The organism is Streptomyces sp. NPDC052721 (assembly GCF_040678315.1).
GTDB lineage: Bacteria > Actinomycetota > Actinomycetes > Streptomycetales > Streptomycetaceae > Streptomyces.
Genome location: NZ_JBFATL010000025.1, coordinates 112,366 through 133,413, shown reverse-complemented (window position 1 = coordinate 133,413; position 21,048 = coordinate 112,366). Strand labels below are relative to the sequence as shown.

The 21,048-nt window shown below is 67.8% G+C and carries 11 protein-coding genes and 1 pseudogene; 6 read left to right on the top strand and 6 right to left on the bottom strand.

Features of this window, described 5'->3' with window-relative positions; all coding sequences use genetic code 11:
* On the top strand, nucleotides 1–711 hold a 711-nt coding region (locus AB0L21_RS23730), incomplete at its 5' end, for an IS481 family transposase (protein ID WP_365786216.1).
* Between the two features lie 417 nt (nucleotides 712–1,128).
* A complete protein-coding gene (locus tag AB0L21_RS23725; protein WP_365786213.1) occupies nucleotides 1,129–1,422 on the top strand; it encodes a transposase in 294 nt (97 codons plus the stop codon).
* Nucleotides 1,423–1,899: 477 nt separating this feature from the next.
* Here the strand turns inward: AB0L21_RS23725 and AB0L21_RS23720 are convergent, their stop codons facing one another.
* Complete coding sequence (locus AB0L21_RS23720) at nucleotides 1,900–5,433, bottom strand: NACHT domain-containing protein (protein ID WP_365786211.1); 3,534 nt, start codon at nucleotides 5,431–5,433, stop codon at nucleotides 1,900–1,902.
* A gap of 348 nt (nucleotides 5,434–5,781) precedes the next feature.
* Here AB0L21_RS23720 and AB0L21_RS23715 point away from each other — a divergent pair, with 348 nt between their 5' ends.
* Nucleotides 5,782–9,534, top strand: coding sequence for a hypothetical protein (locus AB0L21_RS23715; RefSeq protein WP_365786209.1), 3,753 nt, complete (start codon nucleotides 5,782–5,784; stop codon nucleotides 9,532–9,534).
* Nucleotides 9,535–10,188: 654 nt separating this feature from the next.
* Here the strand turns inward: AB0L21_RS23715 and AB0L21_RS23710 are convergent.
* From AB0L21_RS23710 to AB0L21_RS23695, 4 genes are all read right to left on the bottom strand, one after another.
* The gene (locus AB0L21_RS23710) at nucleotides 10,189–10,464 is read right to left on the bottom strand and encodes a hypothetical protein (RefSeq protein ID WP_365786207.1); all 276 of its coding nucleotides are present in this window, start codon (nucleotides 10,462–10,464) and stop codon (nucleotides 10,189–10,191) included.
* A 45-nt stretch (nucleotides 10,465–10,509) separates the two neighbouring features.
* Complete coding sequence (locus AB0L21_RS23705; RefSeq protein ID WP_365786204.1) at nucleotides 10,510–13,794, bottom strand: restriction endonuclease; 3,285 nt, start codon at nucleotides 13,792–13,794, stop codon at nucleotides 10,510–10,512.
* Between the two features lie 129 nt (nucleotides 13,795–13,923).
* The gene (locus AB0L21_RS23700) at nucleotides 13,924–14,514 is read right to left on the bottom strand and encodes a DUF6461 domain-containing protein (protein ID WP_365786202.1); all 591 of its coding nucleotides are present in this window, start codon (nucleotides 14,512–14,514) and stop codon (nucleotides 13,924–13,926) included.
* 549 nt (nucleotides 14,515–15,063) lie between these two features.
* Nucleotides 15,064–15,705 (bottom strand): hypothetical protein, encoded by a 642-nt coding sequence (locus tag AB0L21_RS23695; protein WP_365786200.1) that lies wholly within the window; start codon nucleotides 15,703–15,705, stop codon nucleotides 15,064–15,066.
* Between the two features lie 1,289 nt (nucleotides 15,706–16,994).
* On the opposite strand from AB0L21_RS23695, the gene AB0L21_RS23690 reads away from it, so the two are divergent.
* Nucleotides 16,995–17,219: a hypothetical protein gene (locus tag AB0L21_RS23690; protein WP_365786198.1), complete on the top strand. Its 225-nt coding sequence runs from the start codon at nucleotides 16,995–16,997 to the stop codon at nucleotides 17,217–17,219.
* A 1,066-nt stretch (nucleotides 17,220–18,285) separates the two neighbouring features.
* Complete coding sequence (locus tag AB0L21_RS23685; protein WP_365786227.1) at nucleotides 18,286–18,759, top strand: hypothetical protein; 474 nt, start codon at nucleotides 18,286–18,288, stop codon at nucleotides 18,757–18,759.
* 41 nt (nucleotides 18,760–18,800) lie between these two features.
* Here the strand turns inward: AB0L21_RS23685 and AB0L21_RS23680 are convergent.
* Nucleotides 18,801–18,938: pseudogene (locus AB0L21_RS23680) on the bottom strand (IS30 family transposase); the annotation flags it as partial.
* 1,342 nt (nucleotides 18,939–20,280) lie between these two features.
* On the opposite strand from AB0L21_RS23680, the gene AB0L21_RS23675 reads away from it, so the two are divergent.
* A complete protein-coding gene (locus AB0L21_RS23675) occupies nucleotides 20,281–20,781 on the top strand; it encodes a hypothetical protein (RefSeq protein WP_365786196.1) in 501 nt (166 codons plus the stop codon).
* The last annotated feature ends 267 nt before the right edge of the window (nucleotides 20,782–21,048 follow it).

The window sequence follows — 21,048 nt, the reverse complement described above, 5'->3', positions numbered from 1 at the left end:
CGGCGCGAACACCGGATCGGACCGGTCCGCCTGGCCGCTCGATGCGGCATTGCCGCCTCCACCGCCCACCGCATCCTGGTCCGGCACGGCCTGCCGCCTCTGGCCGCCACCGACCGGGCCACCGGCGAACCCGTCCGCCGCTACGAACGCGCCCGGCCCGGCGAACTGGTCCACATCGACGTCAAGAAACTCGGCCGCATCCCCGACGGCGGCGGGCACCGCACCCAGGGCCGTGCCGAAGGCCGACGCAACCGCACGGGAACTGGCTATGCCTACCTGCACACTGCCCTGGACGATCACTCACGCCTGGCCTACACCGAAGACCTCCCCGACGAGACCGCCCCGACCTGCGCCGCATTCCTCCAGCGGGCCACCGCCTGGTTCGCCGCCCAGGGCATCACCGTCGAACGGGTCCTGACCGACAACGCCTGGGCCTACACGAAGAACACCTGGCGCCAGACCTGCCACCAACTGGGCATCAGCCCCCGCTGGACGAGGCCCTGGCGGCCACAGACCAACGGCAAGGTCGAACGCTTCCACCGCACCCTGCTAGAGGAATGGGCCTACCATCAGCCCTACACCTCAGACGCCGAACGACAAGCAGCGTTCCCCGACTGGCTTCACTGGTACAACTACCACCGACCCCACACCGGCATCGGCGGCCAAACACCAGCCAGCCGCGTCACCAACCTCCCCGGACAGCACACCTAGGCCTTGTATCGAAAGTGGATCTTGGGCTGTGAATGATCACGGTTCACGAGGCGGGGGATCTTACGGACGAGCAGTGGGCGGTGCTGGAGCCGTTGTTGCCGAAGGGCACAAGAGAGGGACGGCCCCCATCTGGCCTCGGCGGCAGCTGATCGACGGCATGCGGTTCCGGGTCCGGACCGGTGTTCCGTTGCGGGACGTCCCCGCCGAGTACGGACCCTGGAACGGGTCTACGACCTCTTCCGCCGATGGCAGCGCAGCGGCACCTGGCACCGCATCCTCACCCGCCTCCAGTCTCTGGCCGAGGCGGACGGTGCGATCACATGGAACCTGAACGTCGGCTCAACGGTCTGCCGCGCCCATCAGCATGCGGCCGGGGCCCGCAAGCAGGGTGATCTGCAGAAGGAGCCCCCGAGCGGCGTGTTCGCCGAGCCTCGTGATCACGGGTTGGGCCGCTCGCGCGGCGGGTTCAGCACCAAGCTGCACCTGGCCGTCGAGCAGGGCCAGAAGCCCATGACAATCATGGTGACGGCCGGGCAGTGGGGAGACTCGCCGCAGTTCGAATCCGTGCTGAATAAGGTTCGTGTGCCCCGCATCGGGCCGGGCCGACCACGCGTTCGTCCCGACCGGGTGCGGGCGGACAAGGCGTACGCCTCCGGGAAGAACCGCGCCTACCTGTGGCCGCCGCGGGATTCGCTGCACCATCCCGGATAAGGCCGACCAGGCACGCAACCGCCCAAAGCTCGGCTCCTGCGGCGGCCGGTCGCCGCGCTTCGACCCGGCGGACTACCGCGAGCGCCACGCGGTCGAGTGCGGGATCAACCGGCTCAAGCGTCATCGGGCTGTGGCCACGCGCTACGACAACCTCAAGCGCGGCATGACGCGTCGGCTTGGCTCAGACGAGGCCGATCTGGGGCAGCGGCGACGCGCCGGAAGGCCCCTTGACCGTCCAAAGGAGCATTTTTCGTTGGGCGAGATTGTCGCCTGTAGGGGCGCTCCGACCCGGCCGCTGTGGCCGCCCGGAGCGTGCCGACGGCCGTTTCTGATCGTCGTTGGTTCAGCGGCTTGTGTCGGCACCGTGAGCCGTAACGCTGGCTGGGACGGTGCCTCTGCCTCCCTCTGGTGGGAATTCGGAGGGGCAGCACGAGGCAGGTGCTGACCCGTTGTCGAGCCGCTTCTTGTTGGCCCTCGTCAGTGCGGTCGCTCAGACGTGATGTGCGGTGTGGGGCGCGGGTGGTTGCGGTTGCACTTTCCTGCGTCTGCGGGGATCGCTGTGTCGCAGTCGAGGCAGGTCCACTGCTGCGCCGGCTGTGCCAGGGTCTGTTCGAGCAGGAGGAGGTCAGCCGGAGGGACGTCGCGCAGGCAGCGGGCGGCCTGGGCACGGACGAGCAGATCAGGGTCGGCGAGCAGTGGCTGGACGTCACGGTGGCGCTGGGAGTCGGCATAGGCGGTTGTACGAGCTTGGCCGGCTCCGGCCCGAACGACGGCGTCGCCATCGGGTAGGGCACGTTCGGGCCATCTGCCGGCGAGGAACTTGGCCGTCTGCATGCGGGTCCGTGCGTTCAGGGAGGGCAGTTCCGCGCTCAGGCGGTCGGCGAGGTGGCTGTTCGTGTTGGTGGATTCGGCTGTCAGGGCGAGGGTGAGGGCGACAAGCCAGGCATTGCCGTGACGCAAGAGTTGGAGGATGAGGTCGTCGTCCAGGGCGACGGCAGCAGGTGCCGTTGAGGGGGTGCGGGTGCTGGGCAGGTACAGAAGGCCCCAATCTGGCCGTCCGGGATTCTCCTGTCTCAGGCTGCGCAGTTGGGCGCTGACGAGCGGCCCGTCGTGGCCGAAGGCATCGAGGGCGAGACGCAGGATGCACCGGGTCAGCTCGGGTTCTTGCCGTGCTGCCGTGGGCGGGGTCATCGCGTTGAAGCCCTTGACGGCGAGAGCGTCGATGAAGGCGGCTGCCTCGTCCAGGTGCCAGGCCTGGCTCGGCGTGAGCTCGACGGGGGCGTCTTCCAGCTCTGCCAGTAGTTCGAAGAGGGCTTGGGCGTTCTTGGCCGACTGGGCGAGCCACGCCACGGCGTCCGTGCCTGATGCGACAAGTTGCCTGATGGCTTTGAAGACTATGGCGTGGCCCAGCCGTGGGAGCTCGGTCTCGAGCCATTCCAGAGTGTCCAAGGTGATGTCGGAGCAGATGTGGGTCAGGGCTGAGGCAGCCTCCGGCCGGCGTGGCAGGAGGTGGGTGACGACGGCGTGTACGAGGCCGTCGGAACCGTGGACGCGTCCCGGGTCTTGCCGTGCACCGTCTTCTGCGAGCACTTCGACAGCTTCCTGAAGCACATCGAGCTCGCTGTCCGTCATTTCCGTGCCGCGTTGGCTGGCCTGGTGGTGCACGCGCAGCGCAGCGATGACGGCCTTGAACCGCGGGCTCATAGCGGCTGCCGCAGTGAGCAGCTGATCAGTCTGTTTCGCGTCGAGGTCCTCGCTTGCGAGGCGGACGATGAGCTCGGCGCGGGGCGAGCGCCCTTCGCTGAGATCCAAGGCGACATGGGGCGGAGCTGGTGGATAGCGATCGGGAGTGGCCTGCACACGCTCCAGTTGGGCCTGTCGGTAGGCGTGCAGAGATGTCTCGTCGAAGACAGCTCCGTCCGTCCTGGCGGCGTGAACCAGGTCCAGTAGTTCACCGCCCGTTTCCAGCACGCGGGCGATGAGGGCGCTTGCGGCCGCCGGTGACAGGCTCGCGGCAAGCCGGGCGGACTCCGGGCGTTGGACTACGACCTCGTTCATCCACGTCGTGAGAGCCGAGGGGCTTCTCATTGCCCAGCGGGCTTCGCCGATCTCGGCGAATAGGCGTGTGCGGGCGGTAAGGACGCCTTGTGGTGCGTCGGAGAGGAACACGCCGGCCGTGGCGTCCCAGTGCTCCAGAATGTGCCGTGCCGCGGCGGATGCTGTGCCGGGCGGCTTTCCCCAGTGTTGCTGCAGTCGGATGCTGACCGCGTCGTGAGCCTGCTGCCACGGGGTGCTGCCGTGCGCGGCGACCAGGCGGGCGATGTCGTCGAAGCAGTCCACGAGGATGTCGGCTGTCACCTCAGGGGCCGTGTCCGGCACCGTCGAGGCCGCCCGGCGCATCTCCCACAGGCGCACGCTGCTGTCGATCACTTCCTTGAGGAGGGTAGCTCGGCCTGAAGGGACGGTGTTGGCCGGCTGCTGGGCGATGAGCAGCACCATCAAGGTGGCCAGCAGGGGCACGCGCCACAGATCGGGCTCGGCGCGGCGGGAGTGTGCAATGCGGGCCCTGCGCTGCGCCGTCCACTCGGCTGCCCCCGCTTGGTCGCCAAGCCGGTCGGCTAGGACGCTCAGGAGCTGGTCGAGCGTGTCGTCCAGGTGCCAAGGGGCCTGCAGTTCGTAGACGGGCAGGTTCAGCAGTGTGGCAGAGCGCAGGCAGGAGTGCCGGGAGGTGACGAGCACGTCGAGCTCTTCGGGGAGGCGGTCCAGAAGGTCGGCTACTGCCTCTACGACGGCATCACGGCGCTCGAGGGTCTCATCGAGCGCGTCGAGCACGAGGAGGGCGTGGCCTTGCTCGATGCGCGCCAGCAGTGCCTCATGCAGTAGTGGCTGCGCGTCGCCCACCGCCGCCCGGACGACGTCACGGGCGTTGATCCGGTAAGGACCCGCGGCGGGCAGCAGAGGAGTGAGATCACGCAAGCGCACCCAAACCGGGACGGGCGCCCGGTCGTTGCCGGCCCAGCACGCCGTGATGGCTCGGGATGCCACCGTCTTGCCCGCTCCCGGCCGTCCCACCAGGAAGAGGCGGCCCTGTCGGCGCACCGTATCGGCCAGTCTGTCGCGTCCGGTCTTCTGGCCGGATGCTGTCGCGCGCAGACCTCTGGTCATGCCGGGCACGGTCATGGACGTCAGCCCCAGCCCGAGGTCGGCGAGAGGAAGGACGTCCTTCCTTTGTGACCATTCCTCTCGGTAGCGGCCGACTGCTTGTTCCTGGGCCTCCAGCCGGGCCGCCGCGCTTCCTGCGGCGTCAGCGACGAGGGGCAGTTGTGCGGTGGCGAGCCAGCCCCGCCATTCTGCGAGATCCGATGCGGTGCGCTGCTCGGCTTGTGCGCGTGCGGCCGCGCGCAGGGCACGGAAGGCTGCCTGACCGTGCCCTGCCGGAACGACGGCCGCATTCAGGCAGGCACTGCCGAGTGCCTCATGCGGGCCGTTGTCGCGGGCGTCCAGGGCCCGGATCGCCGCCGCGTCCAGCAGTCGCTGCATCGCCGGCTCGTCGAGCCCGTGACTGGCGGCCAGTTGCCGCAGCCACTCAATGCGCCTGGCTGCCGAAGCGGTCAGGGAAGCGCCGCTGCGGCGGGCCGTCAAGGCGTCGGCCAGGCTGTCGAAGGTCGTGGTGGTCTTGGCGACCACGAACAGCAGCTCGTCGCCCGGCCGGCACTCACCAGAGGTGACGGACCGGCACCACTGGTCGACGGTTTCCTCGAAGGCCTTGCTCCCCGCGGTCAGTTTGGCCTGCATGAAGGCGCGGCTGCCGTCGGAGAGGTCGACAACGACGTCATCAACATGCACGTCTGCCTCCATGCGCAGCAGCACAGGACGCGCGTCGGAGCGCAGCCAGGGAACCGGCTCGCCCAGCAGGCCGTATGTGGCGAGCAGCGCTGCCACACCAGCACGGTGATTAGCGCCCGCCTCATTGCTCGCCCCGCCGAGCGCTCCCCGCTTTGCCTGCTGCATGAACCTCTCCCCGGCACGGAACCAGACCCGTCTCGGCGCTTGCGGCAGAGCACCGGTCCGGCCTGTCCTCATGCTATTCCGCCCAGTGCGCTGGCCGGGGCGGCGGGCCGAGCGCCCCCCGGCCAGAAGGTTGGGACGGGGCCGCGGCACTGCGCCCTTGGTGAGGACGCTCCGCGGCGCGGGCAGGGCCGGACGAACACCATTTTCGGGGCCCGGTTCTGCCCTCGCCGGAGACTCGACAGGGCGGCGAATGCTGCCCGGCCGAAAACTTCTGCTGCCTCTGCGCAGCAAGGGGGCCGTGGCCGTCCACCGTGCCTAACCTGCCTGCATCGGCAGAGGGGGGTCCGTATGGCTTTCGACGGTGGGCGGGTTGCTGCTCGCGGGTTCCAGTACCAATATCTGCGCACGGTGGAGGCATTGCTGGCCAGCGCGAGGGACGGCAAGACTGCTGTGTGCCGCGTCGAGGGGCCTGGGGTCTCTGTGTCGTTGCAGCATGCCGATTCGGTCGACTTCGATCTGGCGGACGCGGACGGCCGCTCGCTCATGGCGGTGCAGGTCAAGAGCGCGGGTGCGGGGCGCGTCATGAAGGCACGCGAGGCAGTGCTGGTGCTCGTTCATCTGGTCACCGGTTACGAAGCCGACCAGTATCGGTTGATCACTTCGGCCGCGCCGGACGAAGGTGCTCTTCGACTGGCCGAGTTGCTGCGGTGTCATGGCGGTGATGTCGTTTCCCTACGAACGCAGGTAGAGGATCTGCTGGTACGGGCTCCGGCCGTCTGGGGTGTCTGCCAGGCGCTGTCGGAACAGCAGTGGGGTCGTCTTTGCCGTGCTGACATTGAGTTCGACGGCCGCTCGGACGGGCAACTGCGGGAAGAGTTGAACAGTGCGCTGCGTGCCGAGCGGGAGTCAGCCGGGCTGGGGCTCTCACCGCGGTCCGGAGGTCTGGTGCTGGGCTATCTGGTAGCCGAGGTAATGCGAAGGGCGGCGGACCCCAGCCTGGCACATTGGGATGTGCGTGATTTTCGGCAAGCGGTGGCAGTTGGTGACGACGTACTGGTGTCGGCTCTTGGGCGGCAGGACCTCGGAATCGTCTATGGGCAGGTGCCGCCTCTGCCGGAGGTGGAGCGCGCGGACCTCCTCGATCAGGTGGCGCAGGCACTCTTTCCTGCCGAGGTCGAGGTCGCGACGGACGCCGCGGACGCCTCGGCGGCGGGCGTACGGTGGCGTGGCGTCGGTGCTGAGGGGGTGAGGACGTGCGTGATTACGGGGCTGTCGGGTCTGGGCAAGTCCAGCCTTGCCGCAGCTCACATCGCTGATCAAGGGTTTCGCTACGACGCTGTGCTCTGGGTGGACGCCGAGAGCGAGGAGTCGTTGGTGGCGTCGTTCGCGCGCGTGCTGGCGCATCTGACCGGCCGGGCGGAAGCAGCAGATGTACGGGATCCGCGACTGGTGCGTGAACGCGTTCACGCTGAGTTGCAGAGTCGGCCGGGGCTGTGGCTGATGGTGTTCGACGACGCGAGCGCGCCGGTCGCCCGTGCCTGGATTCCGCGCCGTGGACGAGGCCGGGTCATTGTCACCTCTCTCGGCGGCCACTGGCACGGTGTTCAGCGGCTTATCGATCTGAGCCCTATGAGCAGCCGTGAAGCACTCGAGCTGCTACGTCTGCGTCTGGATCTCAGCGAGAGTGAGGCTGCTCGGTACGCGCCGTCGCTGTCTCAGCTGGCCCGCACCTTGGAGTACTGGCCGCTGGCGCTCGAGGTAGCTTGCGGCTACCTGGTCAGTTGTGGGATCGAGTTGAGCCGGCTGTCCGTCTACTCCGACACTCTGATCCAGCGGGCAGCCGACGACGAGCAGTCGGTTCCGGCCGGGTACCCGAGGACTCTCGCGGCGGCTGTCGCTTTGAGTCTGGAACGCTTGCTCAGCCGCGCCCGCGACCGCGGTCTTCTGCCGCCGACTCTGGCCGCAGTGACTGCCCTGTGCTGGCTCGCTCCGCGCCGGGCGCCCGTCCATCTGGCGCTTGCGGGCGCGTTCGCTGACGCTGATGACCTGCCGTCTGCGGGTTGGGCCGTGCTCGACGAAGCACGTCTCCCGGTCAGGGAGGTCATGCGCGAACTGCTCAATGTATCGCTGGTGCGCTATGACGAGCCACTGCCGGCACGCAGTGTGTCCTTTCCCGGTAGTGAGGACACCGTGTCCATGAACACCGTCATGCAGGATTTGGTGCTCCGCCGCCTGGGAGCGCCGGAGGAGTGGACGAGGAGCGGCCTGTCGCTTCTTGCCTTCCACACAGACCGCTGGCTTCGCGGGGCCCTGCTCACAGGCCAGGCGGAGCGCAGCTGGGAGCTGGCTCAGCACGCCACCGCGCTGGTCGGGCGTATCCGCGCGGCCGAGGTGGCCGACGGGCCCACGGCCCTGCTCATGGGCAATCTCGCCTCCTTCCACCTGGCCCACGGCCAGTACGACGCGGCGCACCGTCTGCTGGAGCTGGAGCTGGAGTGGCTGCGCGGGGCGGGCGAGCCGGATCCCGGGCTGGCCGCTCAAGCGCGCACGGCACTTGCCCACCTGGCTCAGCTGCGCAAGCAAGCCGATTCCAGCAGTCGTGTGGCCGACTACCTGCAGCCTGTGCTGTCCTACCTCCGTGGGCTCGGCGGCGTACTGCCCGAGAACGTCGCCGACGTCGCTGCTCAGGCATCGCTAATTCTGCGCATGCAACTGCGCACCCAGCCAGATCCTGCGTTGCAGACGCTGCTTGAGGACTTCACCTCACTCGCCGGCACTCGGCTGTCCACCGACACGACACGCATGGCCCAGGACCTGTTGGCCATCCAGGCCCTGCTCGGCGCCGGCGAAGCCGAACGTGCCGAGCTCGCTACGAGAAGCGCCCTGGCCGAACTCGCCGACCCGTGGACTGCCAGCGCAGCCGATCTCAAGCGCCTCCTGGTCGAAGCGCTGGTCATGCAGGACAAGTGGGAGGAGGCCAGTTCCGCCTTTGACGATTTTCTCCCCTACGCCAGCCCCCACACGCTGCACGGGTTCGCCGTCCATCACTTGGTGCACAACGTCGGCTGCCAGTGCGCATGGAAGTGGGTGACGGTCGGAGAGCGGCGTGCGGTGGAGCTTTTGGGCCGGCTGCTCAATGAAACCAGTATCAACGACAACCCGGCCTACGAGACAGCCATCGACGAAGCCCGGTTCACCCTGCTCCGCGTGGTCCACAGCAGCTGGCGGGTCGTGAACGAGGATTTCGATCATGCAGACGTCCTTCGGATGTTCGCTCAGCTGAACGACAAGACGTTCACCGAGCCGCACGACCCGGGCACGGTGTGGGAGCGGATCTACTCCGGCCTCCTGCCACGGCTGTCAGCCGCTGCGGGCGAGGTGTTCCACCGCATCCACCAGGAGGCCGGTGATGCTGTCTTCAATGAGATCCTGCCCGCACTGAAGAACGATCCGACCTTTCATGCGGTATACGAACAGGCAGGCTGCCACGCTGTGCTCGCCCTGTCCACGGATCCCCTCTACGGCAGGCTCGCCCCGCGATCCACGATTGATCTTCTGCTGCCAGAAGCAGGCGCCTTCCTTCCCTCTGCGAGAGCCCTCATCCTCCTGCAGCCACACCAGATGCTGGGTGCCACCTTGAACGACGACGGCGAGTCGATCGAACTCCAGATTCACCGTGCCTGCGACAAGGGCTTACGGCGTCTCAACAGCGCCCAGGCCACGATCCCCTCACCCGTGCATCTGACCGCGGTGCTCACCGGCCAAGATCTGTCCCTTGAACACGACGACGGCACGGTGCTCGCGCGCGCTACGGTGCGATCATCGAGCCAGTGGCGTGCCGCGGCACGCGCCCGCGGCAGCGCCCTCGTCCTTTACGGATACGGCCTGGCCCTCCACGACTCCCCCGCGCACCGAAAACTCATGGCGACCCCGGCACAGCTGAGCCGCTGTATCAGCATGGCCAGCGACAGCGGACTGCTTGCTGCCGCACTAGTCTCCGTCCGCCTCGAGCCCAGCCCGAACCCGCCGCGTCCACCCCAGCCCACCACCCGCAAGCAGCCGCGCGCGTCACGCCGGGCCCAGCGAAGAAACCGCGCATGAACGAACGCACCACACGTGTGCGGCCCGAACGAACGCCGACAAGCGCACCCTGGCAATCCCCCCCGGCCGGACCTGCCATGCGAGGGGCGCCTGGCGCCCTCAGCCATGGATCTGGGCCTCGTGATAGCCGACCGAAAGGCTGGTCTTCTCAGGGAGAGTGCCGTTCTGGAACGAAGCGTGATCGTCAGATGTCTACCGGGACGTCCAGCGAGAAAAGACGAAGGCCTCCCTAGGACCGAAGATCAGGTAAAGTCAACAAAACTAGCCCACAGGGCCCCTCCGGAGCCTTCACCACACGCGTGGGTGTCTGTCCGTTTTGAGCGCGGACCGTGACGGCTGATGCCGGTCTTCCCCACACGCGTGGGGGTTTGTCCGACACCGAGGGCCACGCCGGCATGCAAAAGACCTGCTTCCCCCGCGCATGAGGCCTGTCATCGCCTCTGGCGCCGGATCGATCAAGACGTGCTCCACACACGCGTGGGGGTTTGTTGACGATCGTGCACGCGCCAATGTCGAGGCGTTCAGTGCTTCCCCAGCGGCTGGGGGTTTGTCCGTGGCGAATGAAATCGTCCCAGTTCATGAGCAGTGCTCCCCACGCGCATGGGGCCTCTCATCGCCTCTGGCACCGGATCGTGCTCCCCACATGTGCGCACCTCACCCCGTCCAGTCACCGCACAGCCACCGGCACACCGGGCGGTGACCAGGTGGATCCTCAGCCGCCCGGAAGCCCTCACCGAGGGCGAACCCCTCCGGCTCAAAGCCGTCCTGGCCGGCTGCCCCGAACTCAAGGCCCTCACCGGACATGTCCGGTCCTTCACCCAGATGCTCGCCGAGCGCCAGGGCGAGCGGCTGCCCGAATGGATCGATGCCGTCCGGCGAGACGACCTGCCCAGCCTGCACACCCTCGCCGCAGGCATCGCTCGCGACCACGACGCAGCCATCGCCGGCCTCACCCGGAGCGTGCCCGCGCGGACTTCACCTGTCCTTGGGCGGGCTCGCTGCCACGCGAACACGGAAGTGAGGATCTTTACTGAGGCGGTCCAGCAGTTCGGTAGTCTCTTCGCGACACTGGGGGTCTGCGCTTGCGGCTGCTTCGGCCAGGGTCCGTCGTACTCGAACCTCGGGGTCCGCAGCCAGGAGCTGGGCCGTATCAGCATGCTGGCGTGGGCGCCGAACGCACAGAACCGCGCTCAGCTGTCGCACGGCTGGGTGGGCGTGGGCTGCGAGGGGGCGTGGGTCCACATTCTGCGTGATCTCTGGCGGGAGGCGGCTGAGCGTCCAGGCCGCCTGTCCGACGTCTGAAGGCTCCTCGCTGCGCAGGATGTCCATCGCCCGGTCGCGGACCCAGCTCTGTTCTTCAGGTGTCGTGGCGGAGGCTGCGGCCAGGCGCAGCCCTGTGCCGCGGAGCGACGCGGTGCCGAAGTTGATTTTGAGTGTGCTGAGGGGATGCGGGGTGCCTGTGAACTCGTCGAGCCGGCTTCCGTCGAGTTCACCCAGCACGAAGGGACGACTTGCGTTGAACGCGACGCGCCGGATGGCCGGTTCCTTATCCAAGACGAGGTTGCAGGCTCCGAGCAAGGCATCCGCGCGGTTGTTCGCCGTCTCCCCGTGATCGACTGTCACGGCGAGGAGTTTGTCCAGGCATGCCTCTTGATCGGCCTGCGGCAGATGGCTGGCCAGGAAGGAGTCGGGAACCATGTTGCTACCCAGAGCCGTGTGGGACGGGTGCGGCTCAGGCCGCTGGAGAATGCGGTCCCGGGCGGCTTCGGCACGCTCGCGCACTGCCGGATGGCTCGGGTTGACGGTCGCCTGGATTACGACGGACAGGTAGTGTCCGCGCGAGGCCAGCTCGTCGGCCCGCGCCCTGAATACACAGAGGTCCGTCTCACTCAGCGGGCTGTGCCGCAAAAAGTCCTTCGGCGCCTGGTCTCGGCCGGTGAGCGGGGCAGCCAGCAGGAGCAGCGCCTGGTCGTCAGCGAGGGCGCGCAGCGCTTCGTCGCAGTTGACGTCGGCAAGATCGAAGAGCCTGGTCAGGGCTGGCACGGCGAGCGCGGGATGGGTGTCGGCGATGGCGAGGCAGGCCGTTGCGTGGGATTCGTCGGTGTGCCTGTAGTGGGACCGGGCGCGGGGGACATCCGGGGCAAGCAGGTCCAGGAGTGCAACGGCCTGTTCGTGCGTGCTTCGCGGTGCGAGCGCGCAGGCGGTTTTCGCTGCCTGGGTGGTGAGTTGCCGGGTGGGCGAATCGACGAGCTCGCCGTTCCTGCCCCGGGCTGCCAGGTCCAGCATCTCGTCGAGGTGGCCTTGCGCCGACGCGTCGTCGGCCAGGTCGCCTTGCTCTGCGATGAGGACCGCGCGGGCCTTCAGAACCCACCAAGGCTCGTTTCTTCCGGAAACGACGGGAAGCGGGTGGCTACCGGCGCTCTTAGTGAGCTGCTTGAGTTTGTCACCCTTGCCCGCGCGCTGATAGCAAACGGCTGCTGCGTCGGGTTCGTTATTGTCGCGGTAGAGGTCGCCCAGGAGCGTCACGGCTTCATCCTCGTCGGCCCAGCTGCCCGTGACCACGCTGTCTGTCAGCCACCGGCGTGCCGCCTGAACAGCCTCGGTGGGCCAGCTGCTGACCACAGCGGACAGGGCGTGGGTCTTGGGGTCGCGTACGCGGTCCAGCAGACGGTCGGTGCCTGTGCTGCGCAGGGACTGCGCCAGGCGGTGTTCGTCATCGATCTCGATCGTCCAGGGTCCGTAGTAGACGTTGACCATGCGGATGGCGTAGAGCCAGTCGGCGGCCTCCTCCGCGAGCCCGGCCAGGATGCCGTGGTGGACGGCGTCTCTCCACCCTTCCAGGGCCTCTTCCGCACGACCCTCGAGCGCACACCGTCGCGCTTCCCGCGCGCTGACGAGCGCCACCTGCCGGCCGGTGAGCCGGTGTTGCCGTGCCTCACGCAGCAGATTCTGTCGTTCCGCCTTGTCGTACTCGGCTTTGAGCAGCCGCAGGCGCAGGGCCATGTCCCGGTCCACCCGCAGTGAAGGCTGCTGTTCGATCTGCGCGAGGGCTGCTGTGATGAGACGGTCGAGGCCTTGCAAGGTGTGTGGCTGCGTTGCAAGAGCGTATTCGGCGAGCATGAGCACCAGGAGAGGCTGATAGTTGAACGGTTCAGCCGTGGCAGCCGCCAACACGGGCTGCAGTCGCTCCAGGGTCAACGGGTGCGCCACGTCCTGGTCAGCCGCGCTGATCAACGCGGCTTGCTGTGCCGCGGCCGTCGCACGCTCGGTGCCGTCGTTTGCTGCCTTGCGAGCGAGCTCGTCGAGCACATGAGACAGAATCCGTGCCTGATAGCTGTCGCCCTGATGAAGCGCTGCTGCTGCGAGCTCGGCCGCCAGGTCCGCCCCGTCGTCGAACAGCCCGGCTGCTTCAAGGGCCTCAAGCTGCTTCCTGCGCAGAACAGCGGCGTGACTGCGGTATCCGGCGTCGTGCAGGCGGGTTGCCAAAGTTCCGTAGAGGCGGGCCGCTTCCGCCGGTGCCTCGGCCCGTGTGCTGTCCGCTTCGCGCAGGATCGGCCTCACGTCGTCGGTCTTGAGAGGACCGACCAACACACGCTCGGCCAGAGCCTGCCGGTCGGGTGGCGGCGCCGGCACGCCAGGCAACGGGGCCCCAGTGCAAAAGTCGGTCGCCGTCTCTCGCGTCCAGAACTGGGTGACGATGTCAGCGTTGTAGCGAAGATACTCGTTGATCTGCACGGACCCCCACAGGTCCAGCTCCAGATCTGGATACTCACGCCGCAACGCATGCAGCTCGTCGTTCACCTGTGTCGGTTCGGTCGAGGCAGACGTCGCCACGATGAATCGGCTCGCGCCGAAAGGACGCCGCCCGCGGGCGAACTCTTCGACCGCATCCCGCAAGTCCCTAGCGGTGAAAGAGGCGTACTCCTTGCACTGGACAACGGTGTAGCTGCCGTCTGCGTCCCTTCCCGCCAGGTCGATCCCGTGCTGTTTCTGGCCCTGGACGCCGTAACGCCGGAACTTCATCCCTCGCAAGCCCAGCATGCGGTGCGAGAGAGCCAGAAGGAGCTTCTCGAAGCGGTCCCACCCGATATGGAGATCGAGATCTTCCCCGTGCGGCACTCGCCCCGGCGAACCCGGAGACACCGGTGCCCTCAGACCCTCGTCGGCATCGCAGGGTATCCAGGCGTCGGCGGCCAAAGCACTGTCGCCGGGAAACCCTTCAGACGGCGGCAAGGGGACGGTGGGATTCGTCTGCGTCACGACATCTATCATCACACCCGACACTGACAATCGCTCACACCGCGAGGAAGATCAACTAACAAAACTGCAGGTCAGAGCATCGCACCCCTGGCTCTCTCACCTCAGCGCGCTGGGGATTCTCATGCGATGTCACCAAGATCTCTCAGTTAATGTCACCGCTTCCACGCTCCGACCAGCAGGGACCCATAACATCTCAATGAGAGCAGTCGGTGACATCCAGATGAGAGGTCGCACCGGGACGTCGTGCCCGTGCTCGAAGGGCGTCGACCCGTCGGGCAGGACGAGTCCGGCGCGTCGCAGGACGGGCAACAGACGGTCCGGTTCGGTTCCCGCACGCTCGTGCTCACGGCCTGGTTCGAAACGGCATATCGTCCGCCCGTTCTCGGCGAAGGCACAACCCGTGTCGGCGTTGACCGTCCGCCACAGCTCCACAGCCGACGTACCGGCCGACAGCGCCTCCACAGCCTGATTCGGCGCTCGACCAACGGGACCACCCTCTACGATCCCGAACGCCCAGCCCACGCTGGCGCCGGCCCTCATCACCACACCGTCGTATTCATCCTCGATGGCGTCCACGCCCCACCGCGTCACCGACTCAGGCACAGGCGTGACGGGCTCGAGGCGTCGTATCAACTCGGCCGACTCCAAGCCGCGCGCCAACAGCACCCAGTAGCCCAGCTCGAAATAGTCCCCTGTCGCGAGCCACCGAACACCGTCCACGGCCTCGACATCTCCTTGAAGTCAGCAAACGCAGTGATGGAGCAGGCTATCCGCCCGCATGGTGAGCGGGGCTGGGCTTGTGCGCCGCGCGCAGCCAGCAGCCCAGGTGGTGCAGCAAGGCCGGTGGGAGCGTTCCGGGCGGGTGGGTTCCTCTCGCTCAGGAGCGGTGGCAACGCGACGGCCGACGTCGGCATGGTCATCTCGTGCGAGATGCTTGGCGTCGTTGTAAACGCGTCCCGCCGAGGCATGTGCCCCCTGGCCTACACACCCATCCTGCGGTCAGCCTGCTTGTGAGCAGGCAACACGTCGGCATCGCCGGCTGCGGCGACGCGGCCGACGGCGCCCGGAAGGGATGCGGGATGGCACCGGGACGGCAACCGTCTCAAAGCTGTCCGCCCTCATCAAAATCGGCTGGCCCTAAGTGGCGACGGCACGCACGCAGCAAATCGCCGCCTACGGGTGAATCCCACCGTCAAATCAATCGTACGGCCGGAGCGATTTGCCATCACCCAGCAAATCAAATACCCCCGGGGATTGGCTGGTCGCGCGTCACAGTTTTCCGGCTTCCGGCCAGGCTGACCAGTGAGTGTTCGATGGGCGTTGAAGTCGGTAGCGAGAGGGATCGCCGGTGGCGAGTACTTCGGCGATCCGCTGGAAGGTCTCGTGATCGCTCGGAACGGAATCACCGAGATCGTGTGGCTGCTGCCACTCATCGAGCTGGAGGACCAGGGGTACGTGTGCGGGCAGCCTGGTGCGCAGTTCGTGATCATTTGCGAGGAACGAGCTTCGGTCCTTCGCTACGAGCGACCGCAGGATGTCGATGAGAGGTGCTCCCTGTTCGCCGGTGATGGGGAGTGCCCGACCTTGGACCCGAGCGAAGCGGCTGCCGCGGTAGCTCCTGCCGTCTTCGGTGAGCTCGTCGATGTTCTCGATGCGGTCGAAGAAGTCGTCGTTGCAGAAGCCCGGCTCGCCACGGGTGAGGCAGTTGCCGAAGACGTGCAGTATGTCTGTGAGGTTCCGTGTCCGGGGCGAGTAGCCCAGCAGTTCCACCACCATCCCCCACTCGCCAGGACGGTGGAACAGGGACATGCGAACGTCGACCGGGTAGTAGTAAGCGTTGGCCAGATCGGGGAACGTGGCTTCGTCGGCGCAGTGGTCGAACTGATCGAGAATGGCAGCCGTTGTCATCACGGCCTCAGAGTAGGCGGGCGGGCTGTCACCTCTCCCCTTGATAGCGGTGGTCTGGCTGGAGAGCCTGCGGTAGGAGACGAGGGCGCAGGCGTTGCTGCTGAAGGCAGGGCTGTCGGCAGGGCGGCGGTCGGCGCTCCGTCGGCGCCGCACGCGCGCGGTGCGCCCGTACGGCGTGGTCCGCGGCGGTGTCCTTGACGGTGTGCCGGACGCAGGGCGCAGCGTGGGCCGGATCAGCGCAGGGCCACCGCCAGCAGGTGAGCCGCTGCGGCCGGCTGTCGCGCGAGGGGTGGCCGTTCGCCGGTATGCCAAGCCGCAGCGGGTATTGGCCAAACAGCGCTACGCAACTGGTTCAACGCTCACCGCGACGGCTCGTCGCCGAAGGTGAAGCGCCAGGACCTCCATCTCGACGAACGTGCCGATGAGTCCGGTCCCGGCGAGTTCCGCGGCCTGGGCGCGTGCTTCACTCAGGGACAGGTCTCGCGCACTGCGGAGGGCCTGCAGCATAGGAACGACGCTCGGCACGTCTCCAGACAGGGGAAGCCTCGCGGGTCCATGCGCTTCCAGCAGGGCTTGTCGAATGTCCTCGGGTGTGACGGGGCCGCTGTCTTGCTCGCACCACCCATTCGGGCAGTCAGCGCACCGTCCTTCGACGCCTCAGCGGAGCATGCCACGGTCAAAGAACTGACCGACATCGCAGGTAGTCGTGCCTCCGCAGGCGCTGCATCGGCCTGTGACCTGTACTCCTTGCGTGATCACAGAGGGCTCCTCAGCGTCATGGGTCAATGCTGACGGGATCCTCCCTGAGAAGTCGGCTTCCGTCGACCAGGTCTGCAGACGACCTTGCCAGTGTTGTCCTACTCCCCGATCTAATCCCACCTCTCCATGAGCAACCCGGTCGTCGGTGGGATCCCGGGTGACCACGTCTGTTCAGCCACCAGCGGCGACACCTCAACAGCCCCTCCCACAACCCGCAGGCGACAGGACCTTGCGAGGGGACCGCGCGGGCGGCGGCGGCAGGGGGAGCCGTTGGCCGTACAGCCCAGCAGGGCAGACAGTGCGGCCTCAACGCCGCTTCCCCGGCAGCGGTCGGCCTCAGGACAGAAGTTCCAGCAGCTGATGCCGCGTTCGTTCACGCCGGTCCGTCTCGCGGAGTCCGAAGACGGCGTTTCCATGCGGCTGCCGGTGTGGCAGGTGGTGCTCCGTGCGCAGGATGAGAGCCGAGAGTGTCTTGACATGAAGGTGCAGCAGTCTCTCGACTGGGTGCCACCCTGTCGTTCTACCGTGTCGGGGTGATCCGACTCATCGCGCAGGACGACACCCTTGAGCTCAGTGAAGAACAGGTGTCGAAGATCAAGTTCTGGCTGCTGGAGTTCTTGCCTGCTCGCACTTGCGAGGTCACCGTGGGGCCTGGAGCCACGATCGTGGTGCCGGACCAAGACCGCGGTCTGGACGATCTCACGCCAGGTCTCCTTTCGCAGTTGGAAGCCATCGTCGGCTGTGCGCTGCTCGCCTGACCTCCTCGCAGGTTCCCCTCACCTGCTCAGCTGTCCGTGGCAGATGAAGGCTATCGACTGCACGCTCAGGTCGGTTGCCCAGGGGGGACGCTGGTTATCGGGGAGGGCTAGGAGAGATGGGCAGTTGCGGCTGGGCTCCGCCCGGCCTTCGCTCCTTTGGTGACCATCACGTGCGGGTTGGCCGTCGGCCATGCTTGTGGGCGACGAGCGGAGCGAAGCCGGGGGCGCGGCGAAGGCGCAGCGGGCGGGGAAGCGGCCGGACGACGGGGGCCCGCGGCCCGCGCCCGAAGGCGGCGATGAGCTGGGGAGCGGGCAGCGGGCGATCCGCAGGGCCGTACGGGATCGAGGCAGGGACGGCCGATCCGGCGGAGCACCGGGGAACGCGGAGACGTACGGCAACCGCGCGGAGCCGGAACGCGCGGTACGGACGACGGGCGCCCCTGGCTGAAGGCCCTGCGCGCCGTCATGCAGGACGACAGCACTGACCGCACCGACCGCACCGACCGCACCGACCGCACCGACGAGGAGATGAGGACACCATGACCGAGCAGCGTCGCTACGACATCGACTGGACCGACGCGAACAACCCGCAGATCCTCATCGCCCAGCCCAGCGACCAGCACGCCATGACCCTGGATGATCGACGAGGCGAGCCGGGAAGCCACGCACCGCCGACCAGCGCCGGATCGCGGCCACGAGCAGCCCCTGGTCCCGCCCTCCGGCGTCGATGTGACCGCCTCACACCAGTACCGCTCACCACAACGCCCCCTCTGCCGGCGGGCAGACGGGATACAGGTCATGCAGCGCACACCGCACGACGGCACGCGGCCAGGAACCTACGGCACGAACCGGGACGGCGCACGGGGCGCACGACAAGCAGCAACTCGGCGCGGGCGGCCGGTCGCAGGCCCACCCCGCGGGGACGGGACACAGCGGGCCGAGCCGCAGGACGACGATGCAGCGTAAGCCTGCCAACAACATGGTCATAGGATCCCCCGAAAGCTATAATCCGCTGCCGTCCTGCAGCGTCCCGCGATTTCGGGCTGCCGACCCTCGAGAGGATGACGTGATCAAGCGAGCACACAAGGTCGCCGGGATGACCCTGACGGCAGTCGTCGTCCTGTCCGGATGCGGTGGCACGAAGCCCGGTGAGCCGAAGCCCTCTTCGAAGCCTACGTCGACGGCGGCGGCAAACCCGGACAGCCTGTCCGACACGACCGGCACTCGTGACACCAATGGCCGAGCCGAGCCGCCACTCGACGGCAATTGGGTCCATCTCGACCGCGGCAGCTTCGCCCGACTCCTCATCGATGACCGGAAAGTCGAATTGTTCAGCGGACACCACTGTCGAGGCAGAGCCTCCAAAGAGGACGGACTGTGGGTCCTCAGACTCAAATGCGATGACGGCAATACTGATCGGACTGTAGGGCGGGTCTACGCGCTGTCGTCGAAGACCATGACCGTCGGTTGGGACGGGTTCGGAGGAGATATCTTCCAGCAGACCAAACGCCCTTCTAACAAGGCCCGCACCGCCGAGTAGAGCCACCGGCCTGCGGTCCACGATGTGGAGAGGTCGGCTTTCGAGCCGCGCTGCCAGGAGCTGGCCGGGTCGCAGAAGTAGCCCGGGATGTCCGTAGCGACGGTGGACTCGCGGTGGCGACCCATCTCACTGCCTTGGTCCCAGGTCAGTGACCGCTTCAGGTGAGCAGGCAGGCTCTGGACGCGCTCAGGGGCGTCGCGGACCAGCTCGGTGCCGTACGCCCTGACTGGGGCGCGGTAGTTCCAGGTCCGGGATCGGGGTCGACGGTGCGGGCCGGCGGTGCGCTTCCCGGCCCTCGCGCCAGGCGGTCCGGACCCCGGCGGCGGACAGGAAGGCGGTGGTTGTCTCACCGACGTCCGCACCGTAGTCCCACCAGCCGTCGCCGACCTCCCCCAGCGAGCACGTCGAGCCATCCGCCAGGTGGAAGTCGTGCCAGGCCAGACGTACCCAGACCCCGCTGCCGCGCGGACCGAACGCACTGCGGTGGTCGTCCTTCCACTTCCCGCGACCGGTTCAAGTTGGCGCAGCCACTGCCGGTACGCAGGGCGTCTGACTGGTACTGCGCTGGTGCTTCTTGATGTCGTGGACCAGCTGTGCCGGCATTGTGCGCCGCTGGTGGTGGTGGCGCCGGGCGGGGAGGCACTGTGGCTGGCGGCGGCCGAGGTGGCCGCGGCCGATAACCAGGTACGCAAACTGCAAGAGCGGGCGGCGGGGGTAGGTCGTGGGACGGCTATGCCCAGGTGTTGTGGGAAGCGGCCCGGCATCGTGATGCGGCGGTGCGGGCGCGGCTTGAGCCGTGGACGGCTGATTCCGGCTTCGGTGCGGGCGCACGGCAGTTGCTCCGGGCGTGGGACGGGGTGCTGGAGCGGTCGGAGGCGGCACTGGTTGCTTGGCGGGCGGCAGCTCCCGCAGCCCGCGAGGCCACGTCGGTCAGCGGGGCGTGCGATGCGGTGGCCGCTGACGGGCAGGTGCACCAGGCAGGGCTGCGGTTGGCGGCCGCGGTGGTGGACCGCTCCCGGTGGGCGGCGGAGCCGTTCGATGGACGGCCATGCAGGCACTGGAGGCTCGCTGGGGGGACGCGCGGGTGCGTGATGTGACTGTGCTGCCGGAGCCCGCTGCGGTGCCGGCTGATGGGTTCTCCTCGCCCGCGCAGTGGGCGGATGCAGAGTTCCAGCACCGGTGGCAGCGGTATGTGATGGAGTGCTGCGACAGGTTGGAGCAGGCTCTGCACACGGCCGTCAGTGGTGATCCTGTCGCGGGTCGGAAGCTGCTGCTGGTGACCGGCTGGCCGCTGGTTCGGCCGCAGGATGCCGAGTTGGCCTATCTGGCCCAGTACGAGCAGCACGGACCCACAGTGCCGTTCGACGCACGCCGCAGCGGCTACGGGTGGGAACCCGATCACGCGGTAGTGCTGGCCGTCCCCCGCTTCGCCGCCCAGCATGCCGCCGAGCACACCCGGGATCATCACGGGCGCATCGTTGTGGGGCCGGACCCGGGCGCCGGGGGCCTGAGGAGCAGGACGTGCTGTCGCTGCTGCGCGGCGCCTACCCCTACCTTGAGGTGGATGCCGAGCGCGATGGCGCCTGTGCGCAGCCCACGTCTTTGGTGACGAAGGCGCGGGCGGCGTGCAGGGACACGCGGCCCGCAGTGCGGGCGGGGCGGGGCGGGACGGGCTCGATCGAGCGGTACAACGATCTGGTCGTAGGGGCGTATACCTGGGTGCCGGACGACGATCACCCCGGCGCCGCTGCTGCGGAACTGGCTGAGGTGCCCATCCACTGGCTGGGGGACTGGCCGCTGTGGGTGGACGTCGAGTGGGGGAGGCGGCCGGACACAGCGCTGCACCGCCTGTACGGCACGGTGACCTTTTTCGATCCCGACACCGGACACGTCGGGTTCTCCCCCACCGGCGGCCACCCGGCGATCGCGGTACCAGGCCACCGGATCGTCGCGCTCTCCGGCGACCGCAGACGGCGCGGCCCCGGGGAAGTACCCGCCCATGAACCGGTGGGCGAGCTCTGAGAACGCGGCTTGGCCAGTCACAGCTGGGCGCTGGCTTCGCGTTGTCGAGGCGTCCAGAGCGCACCACGGCAGTCGGACGCCGGAGCGCCGCCGCTCGCCTTGCTCCTGGCGGTGGCTATCGCCCGTGTCGGGCGCGGGCGGGGTCATGGCGGGGGTCGGCATGGGGACTGCCGCGGGTGGCTGGAAGGAAGCGGGAGGGCGGCGTGGCGCGGATGCGGCGGCCGGGTTCCGGGAGCAGGCGAGCATGGCGCGAGCGTTGTGCGGCCC